This is a genomic window from Planotetraspora sp. A-T 1434, assembly GCF_025420585.1.
Classification (GTDB): Bacteria; Actinomycetota; Actinomycetes; order Streptosporangiales; family Streptosporangiaceae; genus JAOEGB01.
The window spans coordinates 673,328-697,437 of record NZ_JAOEGB010000001.1; the positions used below are offsets into that span (position 1 = coordinate 673,328).

The following is a 24,110-nucleotide window of genomic DNA, read 5'->3' on the forward strand; positions in this document are numbered from 1 at the left end:
ACCACAGCTTGGCTGATCACGAAATCGGGAAGGCCGGGAGTGCGGAACCTCTCCTTCACCTCAGCCGTTTCCCGGGTCCAACGCGCGTGCGGGCGCGTCCGGGACAGCGGCCGAAGGCAGGGGCACCTCGGCCGTGTACGCCGGGGTGCCCTAGCCTCCGCACCCTCATCACATCCCCGCATCGACCCCCTCCCGGCCCGTCGTCCCCGGCACCGGATCTGGCATCCCGCCGTGGGCCTGTCGAGTCCCCTCGCCAGCGGCCATGGCGTACGGGTGCGGGCCGTATCCTTCGGTGACAGGTTTGAATGCCGTCATTCAGGCTTTGACATGCGGGATGGCGTGCGGGATGACCTGCGGGATGACGAGGGGCTCGCGCGGCGTTGGAGGTGGATGTGACTGGCGGACTTGATCGGCTCCTCGAAGGCCGGCGGCTGTCGCCGGTCCAGCGCCGGATCGCTCACTACCTCCATGAGCATCTGAACGAGGCGATCTTCCTGTCCAGCGTCGAGCTGGCCGACCGGGCCGGGGTGAGCCAGCCGTCGGTGACCCGCTTCGCCATGGCGCTCGGGTTCGCGGGTTATCCGGAGCTACGGCACGCCTTGCGGCCCCTGGTGCTCGGCGGGGGAGACGGTGGCCGGCCCGCCGAGCCGTACGGGCGGCTGCGTGAGGCCGTGGACGGCGAGATCCGCAACCTCACGGCCATCCGGGAGCGGCTTTCGTCCTCCGGCGCGTCCAACGGGCGGGGCGCCACGGCGCTGGACGGGCCGGTCCGTGAGCTGGGCATGGCGCTCGCCGCGTCGGAGCCACTCCCGGTGCTGGGGTTACGCGTGTCGAGCGGCCTGGCCACCACGTTGGCCTACTACGCCCGCCGCATCCACCCCGACGTGCGGCTGCTGACCCACGGCGGATCCGAGTTGGTCGACGGGCTCCACGCCGCCCGCCGTGCCGGGGCGGGTTGGCTGCTCGCGGTCATGTTGCCCCGCTATCCGGCGGAAGCCGTAGAAGCCCTTGAGCGTGCGGCGGCGCTGGGCCTGCGGACGGCGGTGATCACTGACCGGGCCGAGGTGCCGTTCACCGCCGACGTCGTGCTGGACGCGCCGGTCGGGGAGCGGCTGGTGTTCGACTCGCACGCGGCGCCGCTGGCCCTCGCGATGGTGCTGGTGGAGGCGATGGCCGACGCGGCGCCGCTGCGGACGCGGGCCCGGCTTGAGCAGTACGAGCGCATGACCGACCAGACAGGGGTGTTCCTCCACTCTGACCGGCACCCGACCGGCGGTCAGCCCGTGAGATGGCGCATCAAGCGGGCCGGTCAGGTGGATCCCCGCAGCGGGCCGGCCAGGTGGCGAATGCGAATCAGTCGGCGAGGTGACGCATAGAACGGACCGACCAGCGCAGGGTGATCAGCGCGAGGACCAGCATCAGGCCGAACGCCAGCGCGATCTCCCCGCTGGCCAGGTCGCCCACGAACAGCGCCCGGCCGGCCTCGACCGCGTGGTAGAGCGGGTTGGCCTTGGCGACGACCTGCATCCACTGAGGCGCGAGCGACATCGGCAGCAGGATCCCGGTGAGCAGGATCAGCGGCAGGGCGAAGAACTGCAGGATCTGCGACATGCCGTTCTCGTCGCGCAGCGCCAGGGCCAGGCCGTACGACAGGCCGGAGGCGAACACGCCGGTGAGAGCCATGAGCACGAGCATGAGCGCCACTCCGGGGAGGCTGGGGCGCATGCCCATGAGCAGGGCCACGACCACGATCAGCACGGCCTGGATGACCAGCACGATCATGTCCCGCAGGGTGCGGCCGAGGACGATGGCCGGACGGCTGGCCGGGCTCGCCGCGAGTCTTTCGAGCACGCCGCCGCGGATCTCGGCGATCATGCCGAAGCCCACGAACAGCGAGCCGAACAGCGCGATCATCAGCATCACGCCGGGGGTGAACTGCTTGAGCGTCTCGGCCTGCGGCACTCCCGGGCTGGTGTTGGCCAGCAGGGGAGCGAACAGCAGCAGGTAGAGCACGGGTTGGAGAAGGCCGAAGAGCGGCCAGATCGGGTTCCGGGCGGTGTTCCTCAGCTCGTACGCGAGGAAGAGTCCGGTGTCTTTGAGCATCGGGGGGTCACCTCAGTGCATGGTCACGAACGGGGTCTTCCCTGGCCGTGGCGGGTGTCCGGGAACCTGTGCATGATCACGGCGAGGGGTTGGGGGGAGGGGAGGGTTAGGCGGCGTCGCGGAGGGAGCGGCCGGTCTTGTGGAGGAAGACGTCGTCGAGCGTCGCCCTTTCGAGGGAGATGGACTGGATCGCCAGGTCGTGCTCGGCCAGGGTCGCCAGAAGCTGCGGCAGGGCGTGCTCGCCGTCGTCCAGATAGATCCTCAGCAGGTCGCCGTCGATGCGGACCTCCCTCGGGTACGGCAGGGCCTTCACGGCCTCCGAGGCGGCGGCCGTGTCGGACACCCTGAGCGACACGACGTCACCGGCGACCTCGCGCTTGAGATCGCCCGGCGTGCCCTCGGCCACGATCAGGCCGTGGTCCACGATGACGAGCCGGTCGCACAGCGAGTCGGCCTCGTCGAGGTAGTGGGTGCTGAGCAGCACGCTCGTGCCCTGCTCCCGGAGGGCCTTGATCTGGTCCCACAGGTTGGCCCGGTTCTGCGGGTCGAGCCCGGTCGTGGGCTCGTCGAGGAACAGCAGCGGCGGCCGGTGGACCAGGCCGAGCGCGAGCGCGACCCGCCGCTTCTGGCCGCCGGACAGCGTCCGCGCCGGGCGGTCGGCGAACCCGGACAGGTCGAAGGCCGCCATCATCTCCTCGGTCCGCGCGGCGGCCTCGGCCGCGGTCAGCCCGTTGAGCCGGGCCGCCAGCATGAGGTTGGCCCGGGGGCCGTTGTTGTCGTCCACGCCGCCGGCCTGACTGACGTAGCCGATGCTCCGCCGCACGTCCTCGGGCGCGGCGAGGAGGTCGTGCCCGGCGACCGTGGCGGTCCCGCCGGTAGGGGTGATGAGGGTGGCCAGCATCCGTATTGTCGTCGTCTTGCCGGCGCCGTTGGGGCCCAGCACCCCGAAGATCTCGCCCGTCTCGACGGACAGGTCGACGCCCTTGACGGCCTCGACGATCTCGGGGGTCCGGGATCCTCGTTTGGCCCGGCTCTTGAAGGTCTTGCGGAGATCTTGCGCCTCAATGATCACGAGTGGCTCCTTTCCGGGAGTCACGCTCCACCATCTCGTAGGGGGAGTGGCAACTGATTTATTGGCGGATCTTTATGGCAAATCGTCGTTCTCGATCTTCTCGGCGGCCTGTTCCAGCCACTCGAGTTGCGCGCGATACTGGGCCGCGCTCAGGCGCAGGCACTCGTCCACGTGGCGGGGGGCGTTCCCCGAGCGCTTGCCGTCCAGCGCCCGCTCGAACATGCCGAACCCGGCACGCAGGAGCTCCTGCCTGTCGTGGACGGCGGTGAGGAGGTCATCCTTGGGGAGCCGGTCCATGAAGGTCAAGGCCACCTGGAAGGGATCGACGATCGGCATGATCTCCGCCCAGTAGGCACGCAGGCGCCGGTCGAACTCGGCCCGGCCCTCGGGGGTGATGCCGTAGACGGTCCGGCCGCCTCTGCCGCGGCCTTCCCCGGCGGCGTCCGCGACCTCCGCGACCTCCAGCAGCCCCTCCTCCGCCATCTTGGCCAGCGCGTGGTAGATCGAGCCGAAGGCGACGTTGGCCCAGTGCTGCGCGCCCCAGAGCTCCAGCCGCTTGCGCACCTCGTAGCCGTGGAGCGGCCCGTCCAGAAGCACGCCCAGGATCAGCACCCGTGTTGACGAGATTCGCCGTGACGAGGATGGCGCGCTGCTCGGCTACGTCCGCCGGGACGGCGACGGCTGGCAGCCTCTGACCGTTTTCGGCTACCCACTCGGGAGGCCGGGCCGTACGAGCAGGCGGAGGAGAAGGTGCGGCGGAGCGGGCTCGACCGGCTGACCGGGCCGTGGCTCTTCTTGGACGACGGCGAGTGGTACCGCTGCGTGATCCTGGAGGCCACCCACACCGAGGTCCGCATCCACCCGAACGACCACCGGTACCCGCACAACGTCTACGCGCTGACCCTCGATCGCCCCGGACCCGAGACGTTCCGCCCCGAATGAGGGCCGCCCTGCCAGCCCGGTGAATGGCGCCATTCATTAGAGTGGCAGCGTGCTGGAGGGTGTCGCGGAGACAGGCCCTCGCGGTCGTCGTGGAGGACCTGTGCGCACGACCTACTGGTGCGAGCTGGTGTGGCTCCACCCCGGTGAGGTCGTGGAGAACGTCGCCGTCACGGTCGAGGACCGGCGGATCGCGGAGGTGCACCCCGGCGTGCCCGCCCCGCCGGGAGCCGTACGGCTCGCCGGGCTCACGCTCCCCGGCCTCGCCAACGCCCACTCGCACGCCTTCCACCGCGCGCTGCGCGGCCACACACAGACCGAGCGCGGCAGCTTCTGGACCTGGCGCGAGCAGATGTACGGCGTGGCCGCCCGGCTCGACCCCGACGGCTATCTCGCCCTCGCCACGGCTACCTACGCGGAGATGGCGCTGGCCGGGATAACGTCGGTCGCCGAGTTCCACTACGTGCATCACGGGCCGGGCGGCGTGCCGTACGACGATCCGAACGCGATGGGACACGTCCTCGTCGAGGCGGCGCGGAGGGCGGGCCTGCGGATCACCCTGCTCGACACCTGCTATCTCACCGGTGGGATCGGCGACGCCCTGATCGGCACCCAGCTGCGCTTCGGCGACGGGGACGCCGACCGCTGGGCCGTCCGGGGCGAGGCGCTGGCCCAGGCGTACGACGGGGCCGACGACGTGGAGATCGGCGCGGCCATCCACTCCGTGCGCGCGGTCCCGCCCGAGCAGATGCACGTGGTCGTCGACTTCGCCCACCGGCACGCCGGCCCGCTGCACGCGCACGTCTCCGAGCAGCGCGCCGAGAACGAGCTGTGCGTGGACACCTACGCGGCCACGCCGGTGCAGGTGCTCCATGAGCATGGCGTGCTCGGGCCCCGGTCGACGGTGGTGCACGCGACGCATCTATCCGACGTGGACGTGGCCCTGCTCGGGGGCTCGATCACGCACGTGTGCATGTGCCCGACGACCGAGCGCGACCTCGCCGACGGCATCGGCCCCGCGCGCCGGCTGCAGGAGGCCGGGGCGCCGGTCGTCTTCGGCTCGGACAGCCACGCGGTGATCGACCTCTTCGAGGAGGCCCGCTCCGTCGAGTTGCACGAGCGGCTGGCCACCAGGGAGCGCGGGCACTGGCAGGCCGCCGAGCTGCTCTATGCCGCCACGGCGGCCGGGCACGCCTCGCTCGGCTTCCCCGACGCCGGCTGCCTCGTGCCCGGCGCGTGGGCCGACCTCGTGTCCGTCCGCCTCGACTCGGTCCGTACGGCAGGCGCGACCAAGGGCTCGGCGGCGGAGTCGGTCGTGTTCGCCGCGACGGCGGCCGACGTCCATTCGGTGGTGTCCGGCGGCCGCAGGGTCGTGACGGACGGCCGTCATGTCCTCGGCGACGTAGGCGCCCTTCTCCGCGACGTGGTCGCGAGCGTCCGCCCCTGAGTCGGCGGCCCAAGCTGGAGCCCCCGCAGGAGCTCTCCGACACAGCCCGCCATACGGACTGATGGGAGGGCTTGTCAGAGGCCTCTCGGCGGGTTTGCGCCCGGCGGGGTCCGGCGAGGATTGGAAATCGTGGGGCGAGCACGATGAGGGCAACGGTGTTCGACGGGATCGGCCTGCTTTACACCGCCGACCCGGCGCGCGAGGAGATCGAGGACGCCGCGCTGGTGGTCCAGGACGGCGTGGTGAGCTGGATAGGGCGCTCCGGCGACGCGCCCGCCGCCGAGGAGCGGGTCGAGGTGGAGGGCCGCGCGGTCATCCCCGGGTTCGTGGACAGCCACGCCCACCTCGTGTTCGCGGGCGACCGCACGGCTGAGTTCGCGGCGCGGATGGCGGGCGAGCCGTACGCGGCGGGGGGCATCCGGACCACGGTCGCCGCGACCCGGGAGGCCACCATCCCGGAGCTGGTGGCCAACACGGCGGCACTGGTGAGCGAGATGACCATCCAGGGGACGACGACGTTCGAGACCAAGAGCGGCTACGGCCTCACGGTGGAGGACGAGCGACGCTGTCTGGAGATCGCCAGCCAGTTCACCGAGGAGACGACCTATCTGGGCGCCCACGTCGTGCCGCCGGAGACCTCCGCCGACGACTACGTTCGCACGGTGACCGGGCCCATGCTCGACGCCTGCGCGCCGTACGCCAAGTGGGTGGACGTCTTCTGCGAGCGCGGCGCGTTCGACGAGGACCAGAGCAGGGAGATCCTCGCGGCGGGGATGAAGGCAGGCCTGCGGGCCAGAGTGCACGCCAACCAGCTCGGCGAGGGCCCCGGGGTGCGGATCGCCTGCGAGATGGGAGCGGCCTCCGCCGACCACTGCACGCACCTGAGCGGCGCCGACATCGCCGCGCTCGCCGACAGCGGCGTGGTCGCCACGCTGCTGCCGGGGGCGGAGTTCTCGACCCGCTCGCCCTATCCGGACGCGCGCAGGCTGCTCGACGCGGGCGTCACCGTGGCCCTGGCCACCGACTGCAACCCCGGCTCCTCGTTCACGACGTCGATGCCGTTCTGCGTGGCGCTGGCCGTCCGGGAGATGCGGATGACACCGCTGGAGGCGGTTCGCGCGGCCACGTCGGGCGGCGCGCGGGCGCTGCGGAGGACGGACGTCGGCACGCTGCGGGTCGGCGCGCGGGCCGATCTGGTGATCCTGGAGGCGCCCTCGTACGTCCATCTCGCCTACCGGCCCGGCGTGCCTCTGGTGGCGCAGGTGTGGCAGTCGGGGCGGCGAGTCGTTTGAGGACCGCCGGTGAGGGTAATCGGGCCTTTTCTGGGGATCACATCCTCCTTGGGGATGAATCCGAAACCATTCTGGCGACGTATTAATTTAGGGAATCTTTGCACCGGATAAACCGTTGATCAGGTCAGGACGAAGAAGCCGGGGCAGCCCGCTGACCATGGGCGAATCGACTTCGGAGTCGGCTCCACATACTGCATACTGCGGCGCGGCGGAACGAGGTGCCATCGAATGGCGACGGGGAATCGGACGCAGGACCAGCACGTCACTGATCGGGACCTGCTGGGGACGTACCTTGCCGAGATCGGGCGGGTCCCCCTGCTGACCGCGGAGCAGGAGGTGGAGCTCGCCAAGCGCATCGAGGCGGGTCTTTTCGCGGAGCACCTCCTGGACAGCGGGCGGGCCGAGCCCAAGATCGCTGACGCGGCCGACGAGGAGCTGGAGCGCATCGCGATTTCGGGGCAGCGTGCGAAGGACGAGTTCATTCAGGCCAATCTGCGGCTCGTGGTGGCGGTGGCGAGGAAGTATTCGGGGCGGGGGATGCCCCTGATCGACCTCGTGCAGGAGGGCAACCTGGGTCTGGTGCGCGCGGTGGAGAAGTTCGACTACCGGCGGGGGTACAAGTTCTCGACCTACGCGACGTGGTGGATCCGGCAGTCGGTGGGGCGCTCGATCCACGAGCAGGCCCGGCCGGTCCGCCTGCCGACCCACGCGGGGGAGCAGATGACCCGGCTGATGCGGGTCCGGAGGGACATGCTGGCCGAGTTCGACGCGGAGCCGACCGACGCCGACCTGGCCGAGGTCCTCGACCTGCCGATCGAGCGCGTGCAGGAGCTGCGCCGGTGGGCGTCCGACCCGGTGTCCCTCCAGCTCGGCGTGGGCGACGAGGACGAGACCGAGCTGGGCGACATGATCGCGGACGACACGTGGGCCGACCCGGAGCAGCAGGCGATGGCCACACTGGAGAAGGAGCGCCTGGAGGAGTGGCTGACCGGCCTGGAGGGCCAGACCCGCGAGATGCTGCGCTGGCGTTACGGGCTCGTGGACGGCCGCGAGCACACCCTCACCGAGGTGGGGGAGCGCTACGGCATCGGCCGGGACCGGGCCCGCCGGCTGGAGCGGGACGCCCTGCTGCGGCTTCGCAAGATGGCGACCGCCGCCGCCTGATCCCCGCCTGATCCCCGCCGGGTCCCGCCGCCTGAGTCGGCTCGCCCCGCCGCCGGACCAGCCCGGCGGGCCGCGGCCTGAGTCGGCTCGCCCCGCCGCCGGACCAGCCCGGCGGGCCGCGGCCTGAGTCGGCTCGCCCTGCCGCCGGACCAGCCCGGCCGGCCGGGGCCTGAGCCGGCTCGGCGGGCCGTCGACCCGGCCCGGCCGTACGGCGGAGAAGTCTTTCAACAACGCGCACCCCTATCGGGTGCGCGTTTTGTGGTGCCATGGGGCATCTGAAACGCGGCTGAAACATGACACCCGCGAGTTTCACAGATGTGAAACACGCATGGTCGCGACCTGAAACGGCGGAAGAACACGCTGTCGCCAACGTCAGTGCGCCAGCCGGCAACCTCTGGCCCCGCGGAGACTCTGAGCCTGCGAAGAGTTTTCGTGGGTGGGGCGATTCCCCCGGACGAAGCCACTGCGGGAGTGATAACCGGCCACACGCCAATTGTAAGAAGGAGGGCCGTATCGATGATCGATACCGGCACCACCGCCTGGATGATCACAGCCACCGCGCTGGTGCTGCTGATGACGCCGGGCCTCGCGTTCTTCTACGGGGGCATGACCAGGGCGAAGAGCGTCCTGAACATGATGATGATGTCCTTCGTCAGCATCATCACTGTGACCATCGCCTGGGTGCTTTACGGGCACTCGCTCGCTTTCGGGGTCGCGGGCAACGAGACGGTCAACAAGTTCGTCGGCGGTTTGGACAACATCGGCCTCAAGGGCCTTTTCAACACCGCCTACACGGGCCTTATCGTCGACAAGGCCGGTGACGCGTCCACGATCGCCGACAACTTCCCGAACCTGGTGTTCTCGGCCTTCGAGTTGACATTCGCGATCATCACTGTGGCGCTGATCAGCGGCGCGATCGCGGACCGGGCCAAGTTCGGCGCCTGGGTCGTCTTCTCGATCGTCTGGGCGACCGTGGTCTACTTCCCCGTGGCCCACTGGGTCTGGGGCGGTGGCTGGCTGTTCAGCCTCGGCATCGAGGACTTCGCCGGTGGAACGGTTGTGCACATCAACGCCGGCGCCGCGGGCCTGGCCCTCGCGCTGGTGCTCGGCAAGCGGACGGGCTGGCGCAAGGACCCCATGCGCCCGCACAACCTCACGCTGGTCCTCCTCGGCGCGGGTCTCCTGTGGTTCGGCTGGTTCGGCTTCAACGCCGGTTCCGAGCTCGCGGTCGACCAGACGACTGGTCTCGCGTTCATGAACACCCAGGTCGCGACGGCCGCCGCCGCCGGCGCCTGGATCCTCGTCGAGAAGCTCCGCGACAGCCACTCCACCACGCTCGGCGTCGCCTCCGGCGCCGTGGCCGGTCTGGTCGCCATCACCCCCGCGGCCGGATTCGTCGACCCGTGGGTCGCCGTCCTCCTCGGCGCCGTGGCCGGTGCGATCTGCGCGTACGCCGTGGGCCTCAAGTACAAGCTCGGCTACGACGACTCGCTCGACGTGGTCGGCGTCCACCTGGTCGGCGGTGTCATCGGCGCCGTCTCGCTGGGCTTCATCGCGGCCTACCCCTTCCTCCCCCAGCAGAGCAAGGGCCTCTTCTACGGCGGGGACCTCAAGCAGCTCGGTCTCCAGCTCCTCGGTCCCGCCGTCGTCGGCGGCTACTCGTTCATCGCCTCCTGGATAATCGGAAAGATCATCGACAAGACGATGGGCTTCCGGCTCACCCAGGAGGACGAGGTCACCGGCATCGACATCACGACGCACGCCGAGACCGGTTACGACCTCGGCACCATCCACTCCTCGGGTGTGGCCTCGCTCAACGGGCCGGCTGTTCCGGCTGAGGCCAAGAAGGTGGACGCATGAAACTCATCACCGCAGTGATCAAGCCCTTCAAGCTCGACGACGTCAAGGCCGCGCTGGAGCAGTTCGGCATCAAGGGCATGACGGTCAGCGAGGCCAGCGGGTACGGCCGGCAGCGCGGCCACACCGAGGTCTACCGCGGCGCGGAATACCAGGTCGACCTGGTCCCCAAGGTGCGCGTCGAGGTGCTGGCCGAGGAGGACGACGCCGAGGACGTCATCGACGTCATCGTCAAGGCCGCCCAGACCGGCAAGATCGGCGATGGCAAGGTCTGGTCCGTCCCGGTGGACACGGTCGTCCGCGTCCGCACCGGTGAACGCGGGCCGGAGGCCCTGTAACCGGATGATGAGAGGGGAAGCTCGCTCGTTCGCCGCGGCCCGCAAGGACAGGGCCGCGGACATCGACAGGTGGCTCACCGATCTGTTCCGTACGGCGGGCGCGCAGCCGTACGCCCGCGAGGGACGGAGCGGACCAGGAGCCAAGGGCGGCTTCCCAGAGGAGCGCGGCGCCGCTGGTCCCCCCGGGATCAGTGGTGTCGCTCTCGTCGCCGTCGGCAGCCTGGGGCGGGGTGAGCTCGCCCCCGGCAGCGACCTGGATCTCGTCCTGCTCCACAACGGGCGGGACGATGTCGGCCGGATCGCGGACCGGATCTGGTACCCCATCTGGGACTCGGGGGTGGGTCTCGACCACTCGGTCCGCACGGTGGACGAGGCGGTCAAGGTGGCCCGGGAGGATCTCAAGGCCGTCCTCGGGCTGATCCAGGCTCGGCACGTCGTGGGCGACCCCGAGCTGACGCGGGCCGTCCGCGAGGCCGTCCTCGCCGAGTGGCGCGCCGACTCCCGGCGCAGGCTCGCGGAGTTGCGGACCTCGGCGGACAAACGGGCCGAGTCGTGCGGTGAGCTGGCCTTCCTCCTCGAACCCGATCTGAAGGATGCCAGGGGAGGCCTTCGCGACGTGCAGGCGATGCAGGCCGTGGCCGCCGCCTGGGTCGCGTCCGCCCCCGGCCCCCGGGTCCGGGAGGCCTACGAGTTCCTCCTCGACATCCGGCACGGCCTCCACCTGGTCACCGCCCGCGGCGCCGACCGCCTGGTGCTCCAGGAGCAGGACGCGGTCGCCGGAACGCTCGGCCTGCTTGACGCCGAGGCGCTGATGCGCCGCCTGGCGGAGGCGGGCCGGACCATCTCCCACGCCTTCGACGCCACCTGGCGGACCGTGGACCGGCTGCTGTCCGGTCCCACGCCGAGAGGCAGGCGCCCGCTCGCCGACGGCATCGTCGAGCACGGCGGCGAGGTCGTCCTCGCCCGTGGCGTCAACCCGCGCAACGACCCCACGCTCGTGCTGCGCGCGGCCGCGGCCGCCGCCGAGGCGGGGCTGCCCATGGCGCCCGCCACCGTCTCCGCGCTCGCCGCCCAGTCGCCGCCGCTTCCCGTGCCGTGGCCGAAGGAGGCGCGTGCCGCCCTCGTGGCCCTGCTGGGCGCCGGTCGCGCCGCCGTACCCGTGTGGGAGGAGCTCGACCAGGCCGGCGTCTTGGTCCGGATGATCCCCGACTGGGAACGCGTACGGCACCGGCCGCAGCGGAATCCGGTACACCGATATACCGTGGACCGCCATCTCATCGAGACCGCGGCCGGAGCGGCGTCCTTCACCCGCGAGGTCTCCCGGCCCGACCTGCTGCTCATCTCGGCGCTCCTCCACGACATGGGCAAGGGCTGGCCGGGCGACCACTCCACGACCGGCGAAGTCGTGGCGCGCGACATCGGCGCCCGGATCGGCCTGCCCCCGGCGGACGTGGAGACCGTGGCCACCGTGGTCCGCCATCATCTGCTGCTGCCGGAGACCGCGACCCGCCGCGACCTCGACGACCCCGTGACCATCGCGCGCGTCGCCGAGGCCGTCGGGTCGAGACAGGTGCTGGAGCTGCTCGCCGCCTTGGCGGTGGCCGACGGCAACGCCACCGGCCCGGCCGCGTGGAACTCCTGGAAGGCGTCCCTGGTCTCCGACCTGGTGCGCCGGGTCAGGTCCGTGCTGTCCGGCACGCCGCCCGCCCCCGCGCCCGTGCTGTCGGCCGAGCAGGCCGCGCTGGCCAGGCACGGCGGCGGCGCCGTACGGGTGAACCGGGGCGCGGTCACCGTGGTCGCGCCGGACCGGCCCGGGCTGCTGTGGCGCGCGGCCGGCGTGCTCGCCGCCCACCGGATGGTCGTGCGCTCGGCCTCCGCCGCCTCGGCCGGGTCGACGGCGGTCATCGAGTTCGTCGTGGTGCCCGAGTACGGCACGCCGCCGGACCCGGCGACGCTGGAGGCCGACCTACGCCTGGTCCTCGCCGGTCGGCTGGACATCGAGCAGCGGCTGGCCCGGCGGACGAGGTCGATGCGGCCGCCCAGGGTGCCGGTGGCGCCGCCGAGAGTCACGCTGGTGGACGACGCGTCCAATACGGCGACCGTGGTCGAGGTGCGCGCGCACGACCGTCCCGGGCTGCTGTGGAAGATCGGGCGTGCTTTCGGCGAATGCGGCCTTGACGTGAGGGCGGCTCGCGTGGAGACTCTCGGCGCAGAGGCGGTAGACGTCTTCTATGTGGCAGATCGGACGGGTCGTCCCATCACCGACGAGCAGCAGCGGGCCCAAGTGCGCGAACACGTGCTGGCCGCTCTGAGGTGAAGCAAAGGGGAAGATCCTCTTTCCTGTTCATAACAATTAAGTGCGGTGGCATGCCCAGGCGCGCCGGAGATCGTGACCTTGTGGTCGAATTGCCCCCACTTGTATAGCTATGTAACTTCATGCTGTCCAGACGCGTGAAGGCATGCCGAAAGATGGCGGGGCCGGTGAGCACGGAGCAGTCGAAGACAGATAACCACGCGCGGCCAAGTCGTTTCACCCCGCGCAACTGGCGGGTCCCCACCCGCCTGACGGCCCTGATCATCGCCCCCACCCTGGTGGCCGTGCTCCTCGCCGGCGTCCGAGTCGTGGGGTCGATCGACAGCATCAACGCCTACGGGCGGATCAGGCAGGCCGCCGAATATTCGGTGCGGCTACGCGACCTAGCGCAGCAGCTGGCGCTCGAGCGCGACCTCACCGTCTGGGGCGGCCCCCGGCGGAAGTTCAACGTGGACGGCCAGACCGAGCTGACCAGGGCCGACCAGCGGGCGGTGGTGGACCCGCTGGTCCACCAGGTGACCACCGATCTCAAGAACCTCGACCCCGCGTTCGGAGTGCGGGCCGTCGAGCAGGCGGAGCAGGCCGTCAACCGGATCGCGAGCCTTCCCGGCATCCGCGCCAACGGCGCCCCCGAGGACTACTCCGCCCTCATCGCGAACATCCTGCGGCTGCAGGACGAGCTCGGCCAGAACGGCGACGACCCTCAGGTCGTCGGCGACTTCCACGCCCTTGGCGGCATCGCCCACGCCAAGGAGGAAGTGGCCCTCCAGCGGTCGATGCTGGCCAGGGAGCTTCTCGAGCGCAGCGAGATCTACACCCCCAACGAGCTCAAGGACTTCCTCGCCTCGCAGTCCCGGCAGCAGAGCTACCTCGCCACCTTCTACACCGAGGCCCCGCCCCTCGAGGCCGGCCGGCTGGTGACGCTCCTCGGCGACAAGGACATCGTCGACACCGAGCTCACCAAGTCGTGGGCGCTTACCCTGGGCATCCAGGGCGTCTCCCTCGGCCGCTACCGCGACCGCGACCGGATCCTGCAGCGGTGGTTCCAGCACAGCACCAAGGCCGTCGAGCAGATGGCCGTCGTCGAGCACCGCGTCTCGGCCACGGTCCTCGACCGGGCCGGGGGGCTGCAGTCGTCCGAGCAGCGGAACGCGCTGATCGCCGGGGCGCTGATCCTCGCGCTTCTCCTCCTCGTCCTCGCCACCACCGTGCTCATCGCGCGTTCCATGGTGCGGCCGCTGCGCCGACTGCGGGCGGAGGCCCTGGAGATCGCCGGCCTCCGGCTCCCCGAGGTCGTCCGGCGGATGCGCCAGTCGGACGAGGTGCAGGAGCCCCAGGTCAAGCCCATCGGGGTCGGCAGCGCCGACGAGATCGGTGAAGTCGCGCAGGCCTTCGACGAGGTCCACCGCCAGGCCGTACGGCTCGCGGCGGAGGAGTCCCGGCTGCGCGCCAACGTCAACGCCATGTTCGTCAACCTGTCGCGCCGCACACAGACGCTGGTGGAGCGGCAGATCTCACTGATCGACGGCCTGGAGCGCGGCGAGGAGGACGGCGGCCGGCTGGCCGACCTGTTCAAGCTCGACCACCTCGCCACCCGCATGCGCCGCAACAGTGAGAACCTCCTCGTCCTCGCCGGCCACGAGCCCGCCCGCAAGCGGAGCCAGCCCGCCCGGCTGGTCGACGTGGTCCGCGCCTCGCTGTCCGAGGTCGAGGACTACGAGCGGGTCACCGTCAAGGTTCACCGCAGCATCGCCGTGGCGGGCCACGCCGCCAACGACGTGGTCCACCTGGTGGCCGAGCTGGTAGAGAACGCCATCGCCTTCTCACCGCGCAACACCAAGGTCCTGGTGTCGAGCAGCCCCGTAGAAGGCGGCGCGGTCATGCTCGGAGTGAGTGACGCCGGAATCGGCATGTCACTCGAGGAGCTCGCGGAGACCAACCGTCGCCTGGCCGAGCCGCCGACCGTCGACGTGTCGGTCTCCCGCCGGATGGGCCTGTTCGTGGTCGGCCGCCTGGCGCTGCGCCACGGCATCCGGGTCCAGCTCCGGGCGGGCGACGGCAGCGGTGTGATCGCGATGGTGCTGTTCCCGGCCGACCTGGTCTCCAACGCGGACCAGCCGGCCCCGAGCCCGGCTGCGCCCGTTCCTCCGCCTCGGGCGGCCTTCGGCGACCCGGCCTCCGGGGCGGCGCCGTCCCCCACGGGATCGTTCCAGCCCTGGGGCGCGCCCTCGCAGCAGGAGCCCCCGGACAGCCCGGGGGGCTTCTCCCCGTGGAATCCCTCTTCCCCCGCCCCCGCGACCAACGGGCTGCCGACGCGCAGGCCGTCCACGCCGCGCCAGAACGGCGCATGGGGCTCGGATGGGGCAGAGTCTGCCAATGGCGGCAACAGGTCCAATGGCGCGCACCCAGCGGGCGTCGCGGGAAGCGATGGAGGCTTCGCACCCTTCGGCGCGCCGACGCAGGACGCCACGGAGAGTTTCCCGGCCTACACCGAGTCGCCCACCGGGCCCTCGGCGTTCCCGGATCGTCCTGTCGCGCCGGCGGCGGGCATGTTCCCGTTCGGCGAGCCGACCGGTCGGTCACCGCTCGGTCAACCGGCCGCCCGTCCCGCGTTCGGTGAGCCGACCGCTGGGCCGTCCGCGTTCGGTGAGCCGCCGGCCGCGCAGTCTCCGTTCGGCGAGCCCCCCGCTGGGCCGTCCGCGTTCGGTGAGCCCCCCGCGGCGCGGTCTCCGTACGGCGAGCCGTCGCTGTTCAACGAGCCGCCGGGCGGTCGGCCCCCGTTCAGCGAGCCGTCCCCGTTCGGCGAGCAGCCGGTGTTCACGGAGCACTCCGGGGCCTTCCCGATCGGCGAGGCCGCCGTGACGACGGGGCCGTTGCCGGTGGTGACGGACTCCCCGCTTGAGCGGGGCGACGAGTACCTGCCGATCTTCGCCTCGGTGGAGTCGGCCTGGTTCCGCCGGCCCGCCGACGAGGCGGAGGCAGCGGGGCAGGTAGCAGGCTTGGCAGCGGGACAAGGAGAGACATCGATGCCGGATGCCGCCGCGTCCAGGGCGCCGGGCTCCGGCCAGGCGCCATCAGGTCAGGCCGCGGCCGGTCAGGTCCCGGCAGGCGCGCCGGGGGGCGGAGATCGGTCCAGGGCGGGGCAGGCCGAAGGGGCCTGGGGATCCCAGGCCGACAGCGGCTTCCAGGCGGCGGCCACCGTCAAGGACCCCTCGCTGGGTGGCGTCACGGCGGCCGGTTTGCCGAAACGGACGCCCAAGGCCAACCTGGTGCCCGGCTCGGTCGGGACGGCCGGCGCGGCGGCCGCGCCGCGCCCCCCGGTATCGGCCGAGGCGGTGCGCAACCGCCTGTCCAGCTTCCAGCAGGGTGTACGGCGGGGCCGGGCGGACCTGGCCGGAGGCTCCGTCGAAGGGTCGGGTAATGAGGAGGATGGTTCGTGACTGAGCTGAGCGTGGAAGCACGCAGGTTCGACTGGCTGATCACCGAGTTCGTCGGGACCACCCCGGGCGTCGCCCACGCGGTGGTGGTGTCGTCGGACGGCCTGCGGCTCGCCCAATCCGACGGCTTCCCGCCTGACCGTGCCGACCAGCTCGCGGCCGTCGCCGCCGGTCTGCTGAGCCTCACCCTGGGCGCGTCCCGGGTGTTCGAGGGCGGCTCGGTCACCCAGACGGTCGTGGAGATGCAGCGCGGCCTGCTACTCGTCATGGCCATCAGCGACGGGTCGTGCCTCGCCGTACTGGCCGCTCCCGACTGCGACATGGGCCTGGTGGCGTACCAGATGACCCTGCTCGTGGAGCGCGCCGGTCAGGTGCTCACCCCGGCGCTGCGCGCCGAGCTCCAGACGTCACGCCGATGATCACCGCGGGAGAGGGGCATGCGCGAGCATGACGGGACAGAGGACGAGCCTCTGTTCCGTCCGTACGCCGTCACCGGAGGGCGTTCCGAGCCGCGTTATCACATGGCGATGGAAACCCTCGTATCATCGGTGACCTTGATGAGTGATGATTATTCCCTGCTCACCCCGGAGCAGGAATCGATCATGATGCTGTGCCGTTCCGTACGATCGGTCGCGGAGGTTTCGGCACTGCTCCGGGTTCCGCTCGGCGTAGCCCGCGTGCTCATCGCCGACATGGCCGACGAGGGTCTGGTCCGCCTGCACATGCCGCAGCTGAGCCAGGGACAGCCAGACCTCAACCTGCTCGAAAGGGTGCTCAGTGGACTACGCAGGCTCTAGTCGTGGGCTGACCTCGACGAAGATCGTCGTCGCGGGTGGGTTCGGTGTGGGCAAGACGACTTTCGTCGGGGCCGTATCCGAGATCCTCCCGCTGACGACCGAGGCCGTGATGACCGACGCCAGCGCGGGAATCGACGACCTCGGCCTCACGCCGAACAAGACGACGACCACCGTCGCCATGGACTTCGGCCGGCTCTCGCTGGACCAGGACCTGATCCTGTATCTGTTCGGGACGCCGGGTCAGCACCGGTTCTGGTTCATGTGGGACGACCTCGTGCGCGGTGCCATCGGGGCGGTCGTGCTGGTGGACAGCCGTCGGCTCGCCGACTGCTTCCCCGCCATCGACTACTTCGAGGAGGCCCAGCTTCCCTTCGTGGTCGCGATGAACGGCTGGGAGGGACAGTTCCTCCACTCCGAGGACGAGGTCCGGGAGGCCCTCTCCCTTCCTCCCCACGTTCCGGTGGTGCGGACCGACGCCCGTTCGCGGGACGCGGTCAAGTCCACGCTCATCAGCCTGGTGGAGTACGTCCTGACGGTCCGCGCCGCATACGGCGGCCGGGCCTACTGAGGATCGGGTTTCCGGCAGGGCCACCGGCGGGGCGCCTGTGGCCCTGGTCTTCGACGCCGTCCATCACCGGCAAGCCGTTGTCCGGTGGTGCTGGGCCGTACCGCGTCGTGCCGGTTTTCACTGCCCCCAGCCACGCCATGTGAGGGCTGATTCCGAAAATGCGATCGACCGGCTTCTGGGCGACTCCGGGTTGCGGTCCCGGCTGGAGGCCGCCGGTGCGGAGATCCGCCGCCGTGACGGCCTGCGGGTCGCCGCCGACACGATCGAGTGGATCGCCATCATGTGAGGTGGTTTGTCGCCGTTAGTCGCATTAATTGCGATTTCGGGCGAAATGCATGATTCGCCGATCCGGTAACGGGCGTGCTGCAATTGCTATTGCCCTACGGAGTCGCAGTTGCCACACAAGCAACGGAGACCCCAGATCGGCAGACAAGGCCGAGAGGTTGCGAATGCGGTGAGAAACGCACGACCCGCAAGGTGGCGGGGCGCAGAGGGGCTGGAGCATGCCGCTCCGGCAGGTTCGCACAGCTCAGGCGCGGCGTTCATGCATTTGGGTAACCGGCGGGTGCGTTTCCGGCTAGCCGACAACACCGGACCACTTCCTGTGGTGCGGACCTCGCCACTGGAGGCGACGGCGGAGTTCGTGCCGATCTTCGCCGCGTTGGAGTCGGATTGGTGGGTGCCCAAGGCCAACCTGGTGTCCGGTTCGGCCGTGGCCTCCGCCCCCGCTGAGCCCGTGGCGCCCGCGGCGGCCGACCCCGCGCCTGGGCTGTCGCCTGAACGCGTGCGTAGCAGGCTCGCCGGCTTCCAGCGGGGCGTCCGGAAGGGACGGGCGGTCGCCCGGGGCGAGGCCGATGAGGATCAGGGATATCCGGGGGCGGTGCCACTGGGTGACGCCGCTGCTCGGGACATTGAGAAGGAGGACACATGAGGGAAATGAGCCAGGCCGCTCGCGGTGTGAACTGGTTGATCACTGACTTCGTGAACAACGTGCCCGGAGTGGCGCACACGGTGGTGGTGTCGGCGGACGGGTTGCCGTTGGCGTATTCCGACGGGTTTCCGAAGGATCGGGCGGACCAGTTGGCGGCGGTGTCGGCCGGGTTGATCAGTTTGACGCAGGGCGCCTCGCGGGTGTTCGAGGGCGGGACCGTGACGCAGACGGTGGTCGAGATGCAGCGAGGGCTGCTCATGATCATGTCGATCAGTGACGGGTCGTGCCTTGCGGTGCTCGCGGCGGCGGATTCGGACATGGGTCTGGTGGCTTATCAGATGACGTTGCTGGTGGAGCGCGCGGGTCAGGTGCTGACGCCGGCGGTCCGGGCCGAGCTCCAGGCGTCGCATCCAAGGTGACAGACGGTCCGGAGCTGTCGGGCACAGGGCGGAAGAGACGGCCTGAGCGCGACGCGGTCAGGCGGTCGGTGAGTTCTCGAGTGAGGACGATCAGGTCAGGAGGACGTTGTGGCAGGCGGCGGCTGGAGCAATGATCCATATCCGCCGGTGGACGACGCCCACCGGTATTACGGCGGCGCAGCCCCCGCCTCTGACCCCGGCCCGGTCCCCGGCCCGGCTGAGCCGAGCTCCATGGTGCGGCCGTACGCGGTGACGGGTGGGCGTACGGCGCCGCGCGTCCGGTTGGCCATGGAGGCGCTGGTGTCCTCCGCTACGGTTTCCCAGGATCTGTCCGTCCTCACGCCGGAGCGTCAGGCGATCAGCTCGCTGTGCCGCCAGGTGCGGTCGGTCGCCGAGATCTCGGCGCTGCTGCGCATCCCGCTGGGTGTGGTGCGCATCGTGATCGCCGACATGGCGGCGGAGGGGTTGGTGCATGTGCACCAACCGCAGTTGGACGCGGGTAAGCCGGATCTGAACTTGCTGGAAAGGGTGCTCAGTGGACTTCGCAGGCTCTAGGGACTTCGCAGGCTCTAGGGACTTCGCGGGCTCTAGGGACTTCGCCGCTCCCAGCCGTGGGCTGACTTCGACGAAGATCGTGGTGGCCGGGGGGTTTGGCGTGGGGAAGACGACCTTCGTGGGGGCGGTGTCGGAGATCGTGCCGTTGACGACCGAGGCGGTGATGACCGACGCGTCGGCGGGGATCGACGATCTGGGGCTGACCCCGAACAAGACCACGACGACCGTGGCGATGGACTTCGGACGGGTGTCGCTTGATCGGGACCTGATTCTGTATCTGTTCGGGACGCCGGGTCAGCACCGGTTCTGGTTCATGTGGGACGACCTGGTCCGCGGGGCCATCGGTGCGATCGTGCTGGTGGACACGCGGCGGCTCGCCGACAGCTTTCCCGCGGTTGACTACTTCGAGGAGGCCCAACTCCCGTTCGTGGTCGCGATCAACGGTTGGGGCGGACAGTACTCCCACGGGGAGGACGAGGTCCGCGAGGCGCTGACGCTCTCACCGCAGGTCCCGATCGTCCGCACCGACGCCCGCAACCGAGAATCGGTGAAATCCACGCTCATCAGCTTGGTGGAATATGTCTTGACGGTCCGTGTTGGACGCAGGCGCCCCTTCTGAGACGTCCTGTTCGGCGTGGGCGGCACCGGTCCGGTGCCGCCCACGTTCTGTCAGCGCCCCTTGCCTTCAGGGCATAATTTGGTGATGAAGTCGACCGAATATCTCGCTAATTAACCCCATTCGCGCGGCTTTCTGGGTTATTTGTGCACGGGCCTTTGGCTGGCCTCACCGGTTTCGGTGTGTTGCAATTACCTTCGCCTGCAGGAAGTCTCTCGTGTCCCGCCTGCCACAAATAAAAGAGACATATCCCCCTGCGTGCACGTTCGGCGAGAGGTTGCGACGCCTGTGAGGACAAAAGAGCTTAGAACCGATGAAAGCCGCGACAGCGGGGCCTTGGCTGAGCGGGAGCCGGTCGAGGGAAGCCGATTTCTCCTGCGCAACTGGCGGGTCCGCTCGCGCCTCGTGGCGCTGATCCTCGTCCCCACGATGGCGGCGCTGCTGCTCGGGGGTCTCCGAGTGCTCACCTCAGTCAACACGGCAGCCGACTACCAACGGGTCAACGACCTGGCGCGACTCGTGGACGGCCTGGCCGGGCTCACCCACGAGTTGCAGGCCGAGCGGGACGGGGCGGCCTGGAACGCCACCATCGGCAGGCCACAGAAGACCACCGCCATGGTGGTCACAGAGATCGGATCGGCGAACGAAACGGCGAAGCGTGTCCGGAAACTGGCCACCAGCCTCCGGTCCGAGGTCGGTGGCCGCGCCGGGGACGAGATCGAGCACATCATCGGCAAGCTCGACGGCCTCGGGCCGCTGCGTGACCAGGCCGTTCGGGGCAACCTGCTGCCGAGCGCCGTCATGGTGCAGTATTCCCTCGTCATCGACGATCTCCTGGCGTTGCAGGACGAGCTCGCCACGGGCACGCGGGACGACCGGCTCACCGGCATGTCGGTCGCTCTCTCCGCGCTGGCCAAGGCCAAGGACAGCGTCTCCCAGCAGCGTGGCCTGCTCACCACCGTGCTGCCCGTCGGCCGGTTCGACCAGGCACAGCTCAAGGACTTCCTCGGCGCCCTGTCCGTGGAGGAGGCCGAGCTCAAGATCTTCCGTAAGAACGCGACGAGGGAGGAGCGGGCGGACTACGACCAGACGGTCTCCGGCACCACGGTCGACCGGGCGGAGTTCCTCCGCACCCTCGTGCTCGACCGGGCCAGCGCGGGCTTCTCGCTGAAGGGCCTCGACCTCACGGCCCCCGATGACGCCGGCGAGTGGTTCGACGCGATGACACAGCCCATTGGCCGCATGCGGACGGTGGAGGCGGGGCTCACCTCCGCGATCGTCGCCCGGAGCCAGATGCTCAAGGACGACGAGCGGCAACGCGCCGTCTTCGTCGGCGCGGCGGTCGCCGCGCTGCTGATCGTGGTGCTCCTCATCACGACCGGCGTCGCCCAGTCGCTGGTCCGCCCGCTCCGGAGGCTGCGCGATGAGGCATTGGAGGTCGCCGGGTACCGCCTGCCCGACACGGTTCAGCGACTCCGGGAGTCCGGCGAGATCCCGGTGCTCGCGCCGATCGGGGTGGTCTCCCGCGACGAGATCGGTCAGGTCGCGCGGGCGTTTGACGAGGTTCATCGTGAGGCTGTTCGGCTGGCGGGTGATGAGGCGCGGCTGCGTAGCAATGTGAATTCGATGTTTGTGAATCTGTCGCGTCGTACGCAGACGTTGGTGGAGCGGCAGTTGTCGTTGATCGATGGGTTGGAACAGGGGGAGCAGGACGAGCAGCGGCTGGGGAATCTGTTCAGGTTGGATCATTTGGCTACGCGTATGCGGCGTAATAGCGAGAACTTGTTGGTTCTTGCTGGTCAGGAGCCTGCGCGGCGGTGGGGTCAGCCGGTGCCGATTGTGGACGTGGTGCGGGCTGCGTTGTCGGAGGTTGAGAATTATGAGCGGGTGATTGTTCAGGTGCAGCCAGGGGCCGCTGTGGTGGGCCAGTCGGTGAATGACGTGGTGCATCTGGTGGCTGAGTTGGTGGAGAACGCGATTTCGTTTTCGTCTCGGGAGACGAAGGTGTCGGTGTCGAGTAGCCGCGTCGAAGGTGGGGGTGTGATCATCTCTGTGAGTGATGTGGGGATCGGCATGACGGCGGAGGAGTTGGATCAGGCGAATTTCCGGCTGGCGAATCCTCCGGTGGTGGATGTTTCGGTGTCGCGGCGGATGGGTCTGTTCGTGGTGGGCCGGTTGGCGTTGCGTCATGGGATCCGGGTGCAGTTGCGGCAGCAGGACACGGGTGGCCTGACGGCGATGGTGCTCCTTCCCGAATCGCTGCTCGCCCAGCCGGGTAGCGCCTTCGACGGCGTTCCCGGCATGCCACAGCCCGAGCTGACCGCCCAGGCACAGAGGCTGGGGCCGGCTCCAGGGGTCGACGCCCCGTCCACTATCACTCGGACTCCTATCGGCCTCACGCCCATCGAGGCGATGCGGACCCCGGTGTTCGGCGCGGACGCGCCCGGTGTGGGTTCCCCGCCCGGCGCAGCGGGTGGCGGTCCGTTCGAGCGCGGTCCGTTCGAGCGCGGTCCGTTCGAGACCTTCGCGCACGAGAACCCGGCCTCGCGCCCGCACGAGAACCCTGCCGCTCGTGAGAACCGTGCCGCTCGTGAGAACCCGGCGCGGGACGCTGATTCGTTCACACGCAATCCGTTCGGCTCTCGTTGCCAGGCTCCGATCGACACCCCGTGGCCGGGGAGTCTGCCCCCGCCGGGGAACTCGGCATGGCCCGGGCCGCCCCAGGACGGCGGCGGCTGGCCGGGCCGTCCCGGGTGGGGGCCGTTCGACGCCGGGATGGACAACGCCGGCCTGCTCCCCGTGGTGCGGACCTCGCCGCTGGAGGCCGAGGAGGAGTTCTTGCCGATCTTCGCGGCGGTGGAGTCCGGCTGGTTCAGGAGGGCCGAGACACCCGCGGAGGAGGCCGGCTCCGGCGGCAAGCCGGCGGTGGAGCCCACGACGTGGTCGTCCCCGGCAGACGCGGGCTGGCAGGCGGCCCAAGCGGTGAGTGAACCCGCGCGGGGCGGTGTCACCGCCTCGGGGCTGCCCAGGCGCATCCCCAAGGCCAACCTGGTGCCGGGTTCGGCGTCGCCGTCGGCCGCGAAGCACGCCGCCTCCCCGGCGGCCGGACCGTCGCTCCCGCTCTCCCCGGAGCGCGTGCGTAGGAGGCTCTCCGGCTTGCAGCGGGGCGTCCGGAAGGGACGGGCGGTGGCCGCCCAGGCTGAGGACGGCGACCGGCAGGGCTATGCCGGGGCCTCGAAGATGGGCGAAGCCGGCGCTCGGGACATTGAGAAGGAGGACACATGAGGGAAATGAGCCAGGCCGCTCGCGGTGTGAACTGGTTGATCACTGACTTCGTGAACAACGTGCCCGGAGTTGCCCACGCGGTGGTGGTGTCGGCGGACGGGTTGCCGTTGGCGTATTCCGACGGGTTTCCGAAGGATCGGGCGGACCAGTTGGCGGCGGTGTCGGCCGGGTTGATCAGTTTGACGCAGGGCGCCTCGCGGGTGTTCGAGGGCGGGACCGTGACGCAGACGGTGGTCGAGATGCAGCGAGGGCTGCTCATGATCATGTCGATCAGTGACGGGTCCTGTCTTGCGGTGCTGGCCGCGGCGGATTCAGATATGGGTCTGGTGGCTTATCAGATGACGTTGCTCGTGGAGCGCGCGGGTCAGGTGCTGACACCGGCGGTCCGGGCCGAGCTTCAGGCCTCGCCGCCGCGGTGACGGACGGCTCGGGGGCCGGAGGTTGGTGAGTCCCCGAAAGGGGTGCGGGCACGATCAGGTCAGGAGGACGTTGTGGCAGGCGGCGGCTGGAGCAATGATCCATATCCGCCGGTGGACGACGCCCACCGGTATTACAGCGGCGCAGCCCCCGCCTCTGACCCCGGCCCGGTCCCCGGTCCGGCTGAGCCGAGCTCCATGGTGCGGCCGTACGCGGTGACGGGTGGGCGTACGGCGCCGCGCGTCCGGTTGGCCATGGAGGCGCTGGTGTCCTCCGCCACGGTTTCCCAGGATCTGTCCGTCCTCACGCCGGAGCGTCAGGCGATCAGCTCGCTGTGCCGCCAGGTGCGGTCGGTCGCCGAGATCTCGGCGCTGCTGCGCATCCCGCTGGGCGTGGTGCGCATCGTGATCGCCGACATGGCGGCGGAGGGGTTGGTGCATGTGCACCAACCGCAGCTGGACGCGGGTAAGCCGGATCTGAACTTGCTGGAAAGGGTGCTCAGTGGACTTCGCAGGCTCTAGGGACTTCGCAGGCTCTAGGGACTTCGCAGGCTCTAGGG

23 protein-coding genes are annotated in these 24,110 nt (G+C 70.0%); 20 read left to right on the top strand and 3 right to left on the bottom strand.

The window, feature by feature from the left end:
- The first annotated feature begins 392 nt into the window (after positions 1 to 392).
- Positions 393 to 1,376 (top strand): MurR/RpiR family transcriptional regulator, encoded by a 984-nt coding sequence (locus tag N5079_RS02935; RefSeq protein WP_261581741.1) that lies wholly within the window; start codon positions 393 to 395, stop codon positions 1,374 to 1,376.
- Here the strand turns inward: N5079_RS02935 and N5079_RS02940 are convergent.
- The 3 genes from N5079_RS02940 to N5079_RS02950 form a co-directional block, all read right to left on the bottom strand.
- Positions 1,354 to 2,103 (bottom strand): ABC transporter permease, encoded by a 750-nt coding sequence (locus N5079_RS02940; protein WP_261581742.1) that lies wholly within the window; start codon positions 2,101 to 2,103, stop codon positions 1,354 to 1,356. The genes N5079_RS02935 and N5079_RS02940 overlap by 23 nt on opposite strands.
- 106 nt (positions 2,104 to 2,209) lie before the next feature.
- Entirely contained in the window at positions 2,210 to 3,175 is a 966-nt protein-coding gene (locus N5079_RS02945) for an ATP-binding cassette domain-containing protein (RefSeq protein ID WP_261581744.1), read from the bottom strand.
- A 72-nt stretch (positions 3,176 to 3,247) separates the two neighbouring features.
- Complete coding sequence (locus tag N5079_RS02950) at positions 3,248 to 3,787, bottom strand: PadR family transcriptional regulator (RefSeq protein WP_261581745.1); 540 nt, start codon at positions 3,785 to 3,787, stop codon at positions 3,248 to 3,250.
- A gap of 138 nt (positions 3,788 to 3,925) precedes the next feature.
- Between N5079_RS02950 and N5079_RS02955 the strand changes: the two genes are divergently transcribed.
- The 19 genes from N5079_RS02955 (at position 3,926) to N5079_RS03045 (ending at position 24,072) form a co-directional block, all read left to right on the top strand.
- Complete coding sequence (locus N5079_RS02955) at positions 3,926 to 4,117, top strand: hypothetical protein (RefSeq protein WP_261581746.1); 192 nt, start codon at positions 3,926 to 3,928, stop codon at positions 4,115 to 4,117.
- A 100-nt stretch (positions 4,118 to 4,217) separates the two neighbouring features.
- Complete coding sequence (locus N5079_RS02960; protein WP_261581747.1) at positions 4,218 to 5,561, top strand: formimidoylglutamate deiminase; 1,344 nt, start codon at positions 4,218 to 4,220, stop codon at positions 5,559 to 5,561.
- 143 nt (positions 5,562 to 5,704) lie between these two features.
- The gene (hutI, locus tag N5079_RS02965) at positions 5,705 to 6,853 is read left to right on the top strand and encodes an imidazolonepropionase (protein WP_261581748.1); all 1,149 of its coding nucleotides are present in this window, start codon (positions 5,705 to 5,707) and stop codon (positions 6,851 to 6,853) included.
- A gap of 228 nt (positions 6,854 to 7,081) precedes the next feature.
- Positions 7,082 to 8,017, top strand: coding sequence for an RNA polymerase sigma factor RpoD/SigA (locus N5079_RS02970; RefSeq protein WP_261581749.1), 936 nt, complete (start codon positions 7,082 to 7,084; stop codon positions 8,015 to 8,017).
- Positions 8,018 to 8,533: 516 nt separating this feature from the next.
- Complete coding sequence (locus N5079_RS02975; RefSeq protein ID WP_261581750.1) at positions 8,534 to 9,877, top strand: ammonium transporter; 1,344 nt, start codon at positions 8,534 to 8,536, stop codon at positions 9,875 to 9,877.
- Positions 9,874 to 10,212, top strand: a complete 339-nt coding sequence (locus N5079_RS02980; protein WP_030510869.1) for a P-II family nitrogen regulator — start codon at positions 9,874 to 9,876, stop codon at positions 10,210 to 10,212. Before N5079_RS02975 ends, N5079_RS02980 begins: the two co-directional genes overlap by 4 nt.
- A gap of 7 nt (positions 10,213 to 10,219) precedes the next feature.
- Complete coding sequence (locus N5079_RS02985; protein ID WP_261581753.1) at positions 10,220 to 12,529, top strand: [protein-PII] uridylyltransferase; 2,310 nt, start codon at positions 10,220 to 10,222, stop codon at positions 12,527 to 12,529.
- A 164-nt stretch (positions 12,530 to 12,693) separates the two neighbouring features.
- Entirely contained in the window at positions 12,694 to 15,966 is a 3,273-nt protein-coding gene (locus N5079_RS02990; protein ID WP_261581754.1) for a nitrate- and nitrite sensing domain-containing protein, read from the top strand.
- Positions 15,963 to 16,382, top strand: a complete 420-nt coding sequence (locus N5079_RS02995) for a roadblock/LC7 domain-containing protein (RefSeq protein WP_261581755.1) — start codon at positions 15,963 to 15,965, stop codon at positions 16,380 to 16,382. The genes N5079_RS02990 and N5079_RS02995 overlap by 4 nt, the downstream gene beginning before the upstream one ends.
- Before the next feature lie 18 nt (positions 16,383 to 16,400).
- On the top strand, positions 16,401 to 16,760 hold the full coding sequence (locus tag N5079_RS03000; protein WP_261581756.1) for a DUF742 domain-containing protein: 360 nt from the start codon (positions 16,401 to 16,403) through the stop codon (positions 16,758 to 16,760).
- Positions 16,761 to 16,767: 7 nt separating this feature from the next.
- Entirely contained in the window at positions 16,768 to 17,328 is a 561-nt protein-coding gene (locus N5079_RS03005) for a GTP-binding protein (RefSeq protein ID WP_261581870.1), read from the top strand.
- A gap of 139 nt (positions 17,329 to 17,467) precedes the next feature.
- Entirely contained in the window at positions 17,468 to 17,614 is a 147-nt protein-coding gene (locus N5079_RS03010) for a hypothetical protein (RefSeq protein ID WP_261581757.1), read from the top strand.
- A gap of 279 nt (positions 17,615 to 17,893) precedes the next feature.
- Positions 17,894 to 18,259, top strand: coding sequence for a hypothetical protein (locus N5079_RS03015; RefSeq protein ID WP_261581758.1), 366 nt, complete (start codon positions 17,894 to 17,896; stop codon positions 18,257 to 18,259).
- Between the two features lie 5 nt (positions 18,260 to 18,264).
- The gene (locus N5079_RS03020) at positions 18,265 to 18,678 is read left to right on the top strand and encodes a roadblock/LC7 domain-containing protein (protein WP_315967774.1); all 414 of its coding nucleotides are present in this window, start codon (positions 18,265 to 18,267) and stop codon (positions 18,676 to 18,678) included.
- Positions 18,679 to 18,786: 108 nt separating this feature from the next.
- Positions 18,787 to 19,233, top strand: coding sequence for a DUF742 domain-containing protein (locus N5079_RS03025; protein WP_410007728.1), 447 nt, complete (start codon positions 18,787 to 18,789; stop codon positions 19,231 to 19,233).
- A 61-nt stretch (positions 19,234 to 19,294) separates the two neighbouring features.
- Positions 19,295 to 19,852, top strand: a complete 558-nt coding sequence (locus N5079_RS03030; protein WP_261581872.1) for a GTP-binding protein — start codon at positions 19,295 to 19,297, stop codon at positions 19,850 to 19,852.
- 333 nt (positions 19,853 to 20,185) lie between these two features.
- Positions 20,186 to 23,134: a nitrate- and nitrite sensing domain-containing protein gene (locus N5079_RS03035; RefSeq protein ID WP_261581760.1), complete on the top strand. Its 2,949-nt coding sequence runs from the start codon at positions 20,186 to 20,188 to the stop codon at positions 23,132 to 23,134.
- Entirely contained in the window at positions 23,131 to 23,553 is a 423-nt protein-coding gene (locus tag N5079_RS03040) for a roadblock/LC7 domain-containing protein (protein WP_261581761.1), read from the top strand. Before N5079_RS03035 ends, N5079_RS03040 begins: the two co-directional genes overlap by 4 nt.
- Before the next feature lie 195 nt (positions 23,554 to 23,748).
- Positions 23,749 to 24,072 carry a DUF742 domain-containing protein gene (locus N5079_RS03045; protein ID WP_261581871.1) on the top strand — a complete coding sequence of 108 codons (324 nt, stop codon included), beginning with the start codon at positions 23,749 to 23,751 and terminating at the stop codon, positions 24,070 to 24,072.
- The last annotated feature ends 38 nt before the right edge of the window (positions 24,073 to 24,110 follow it).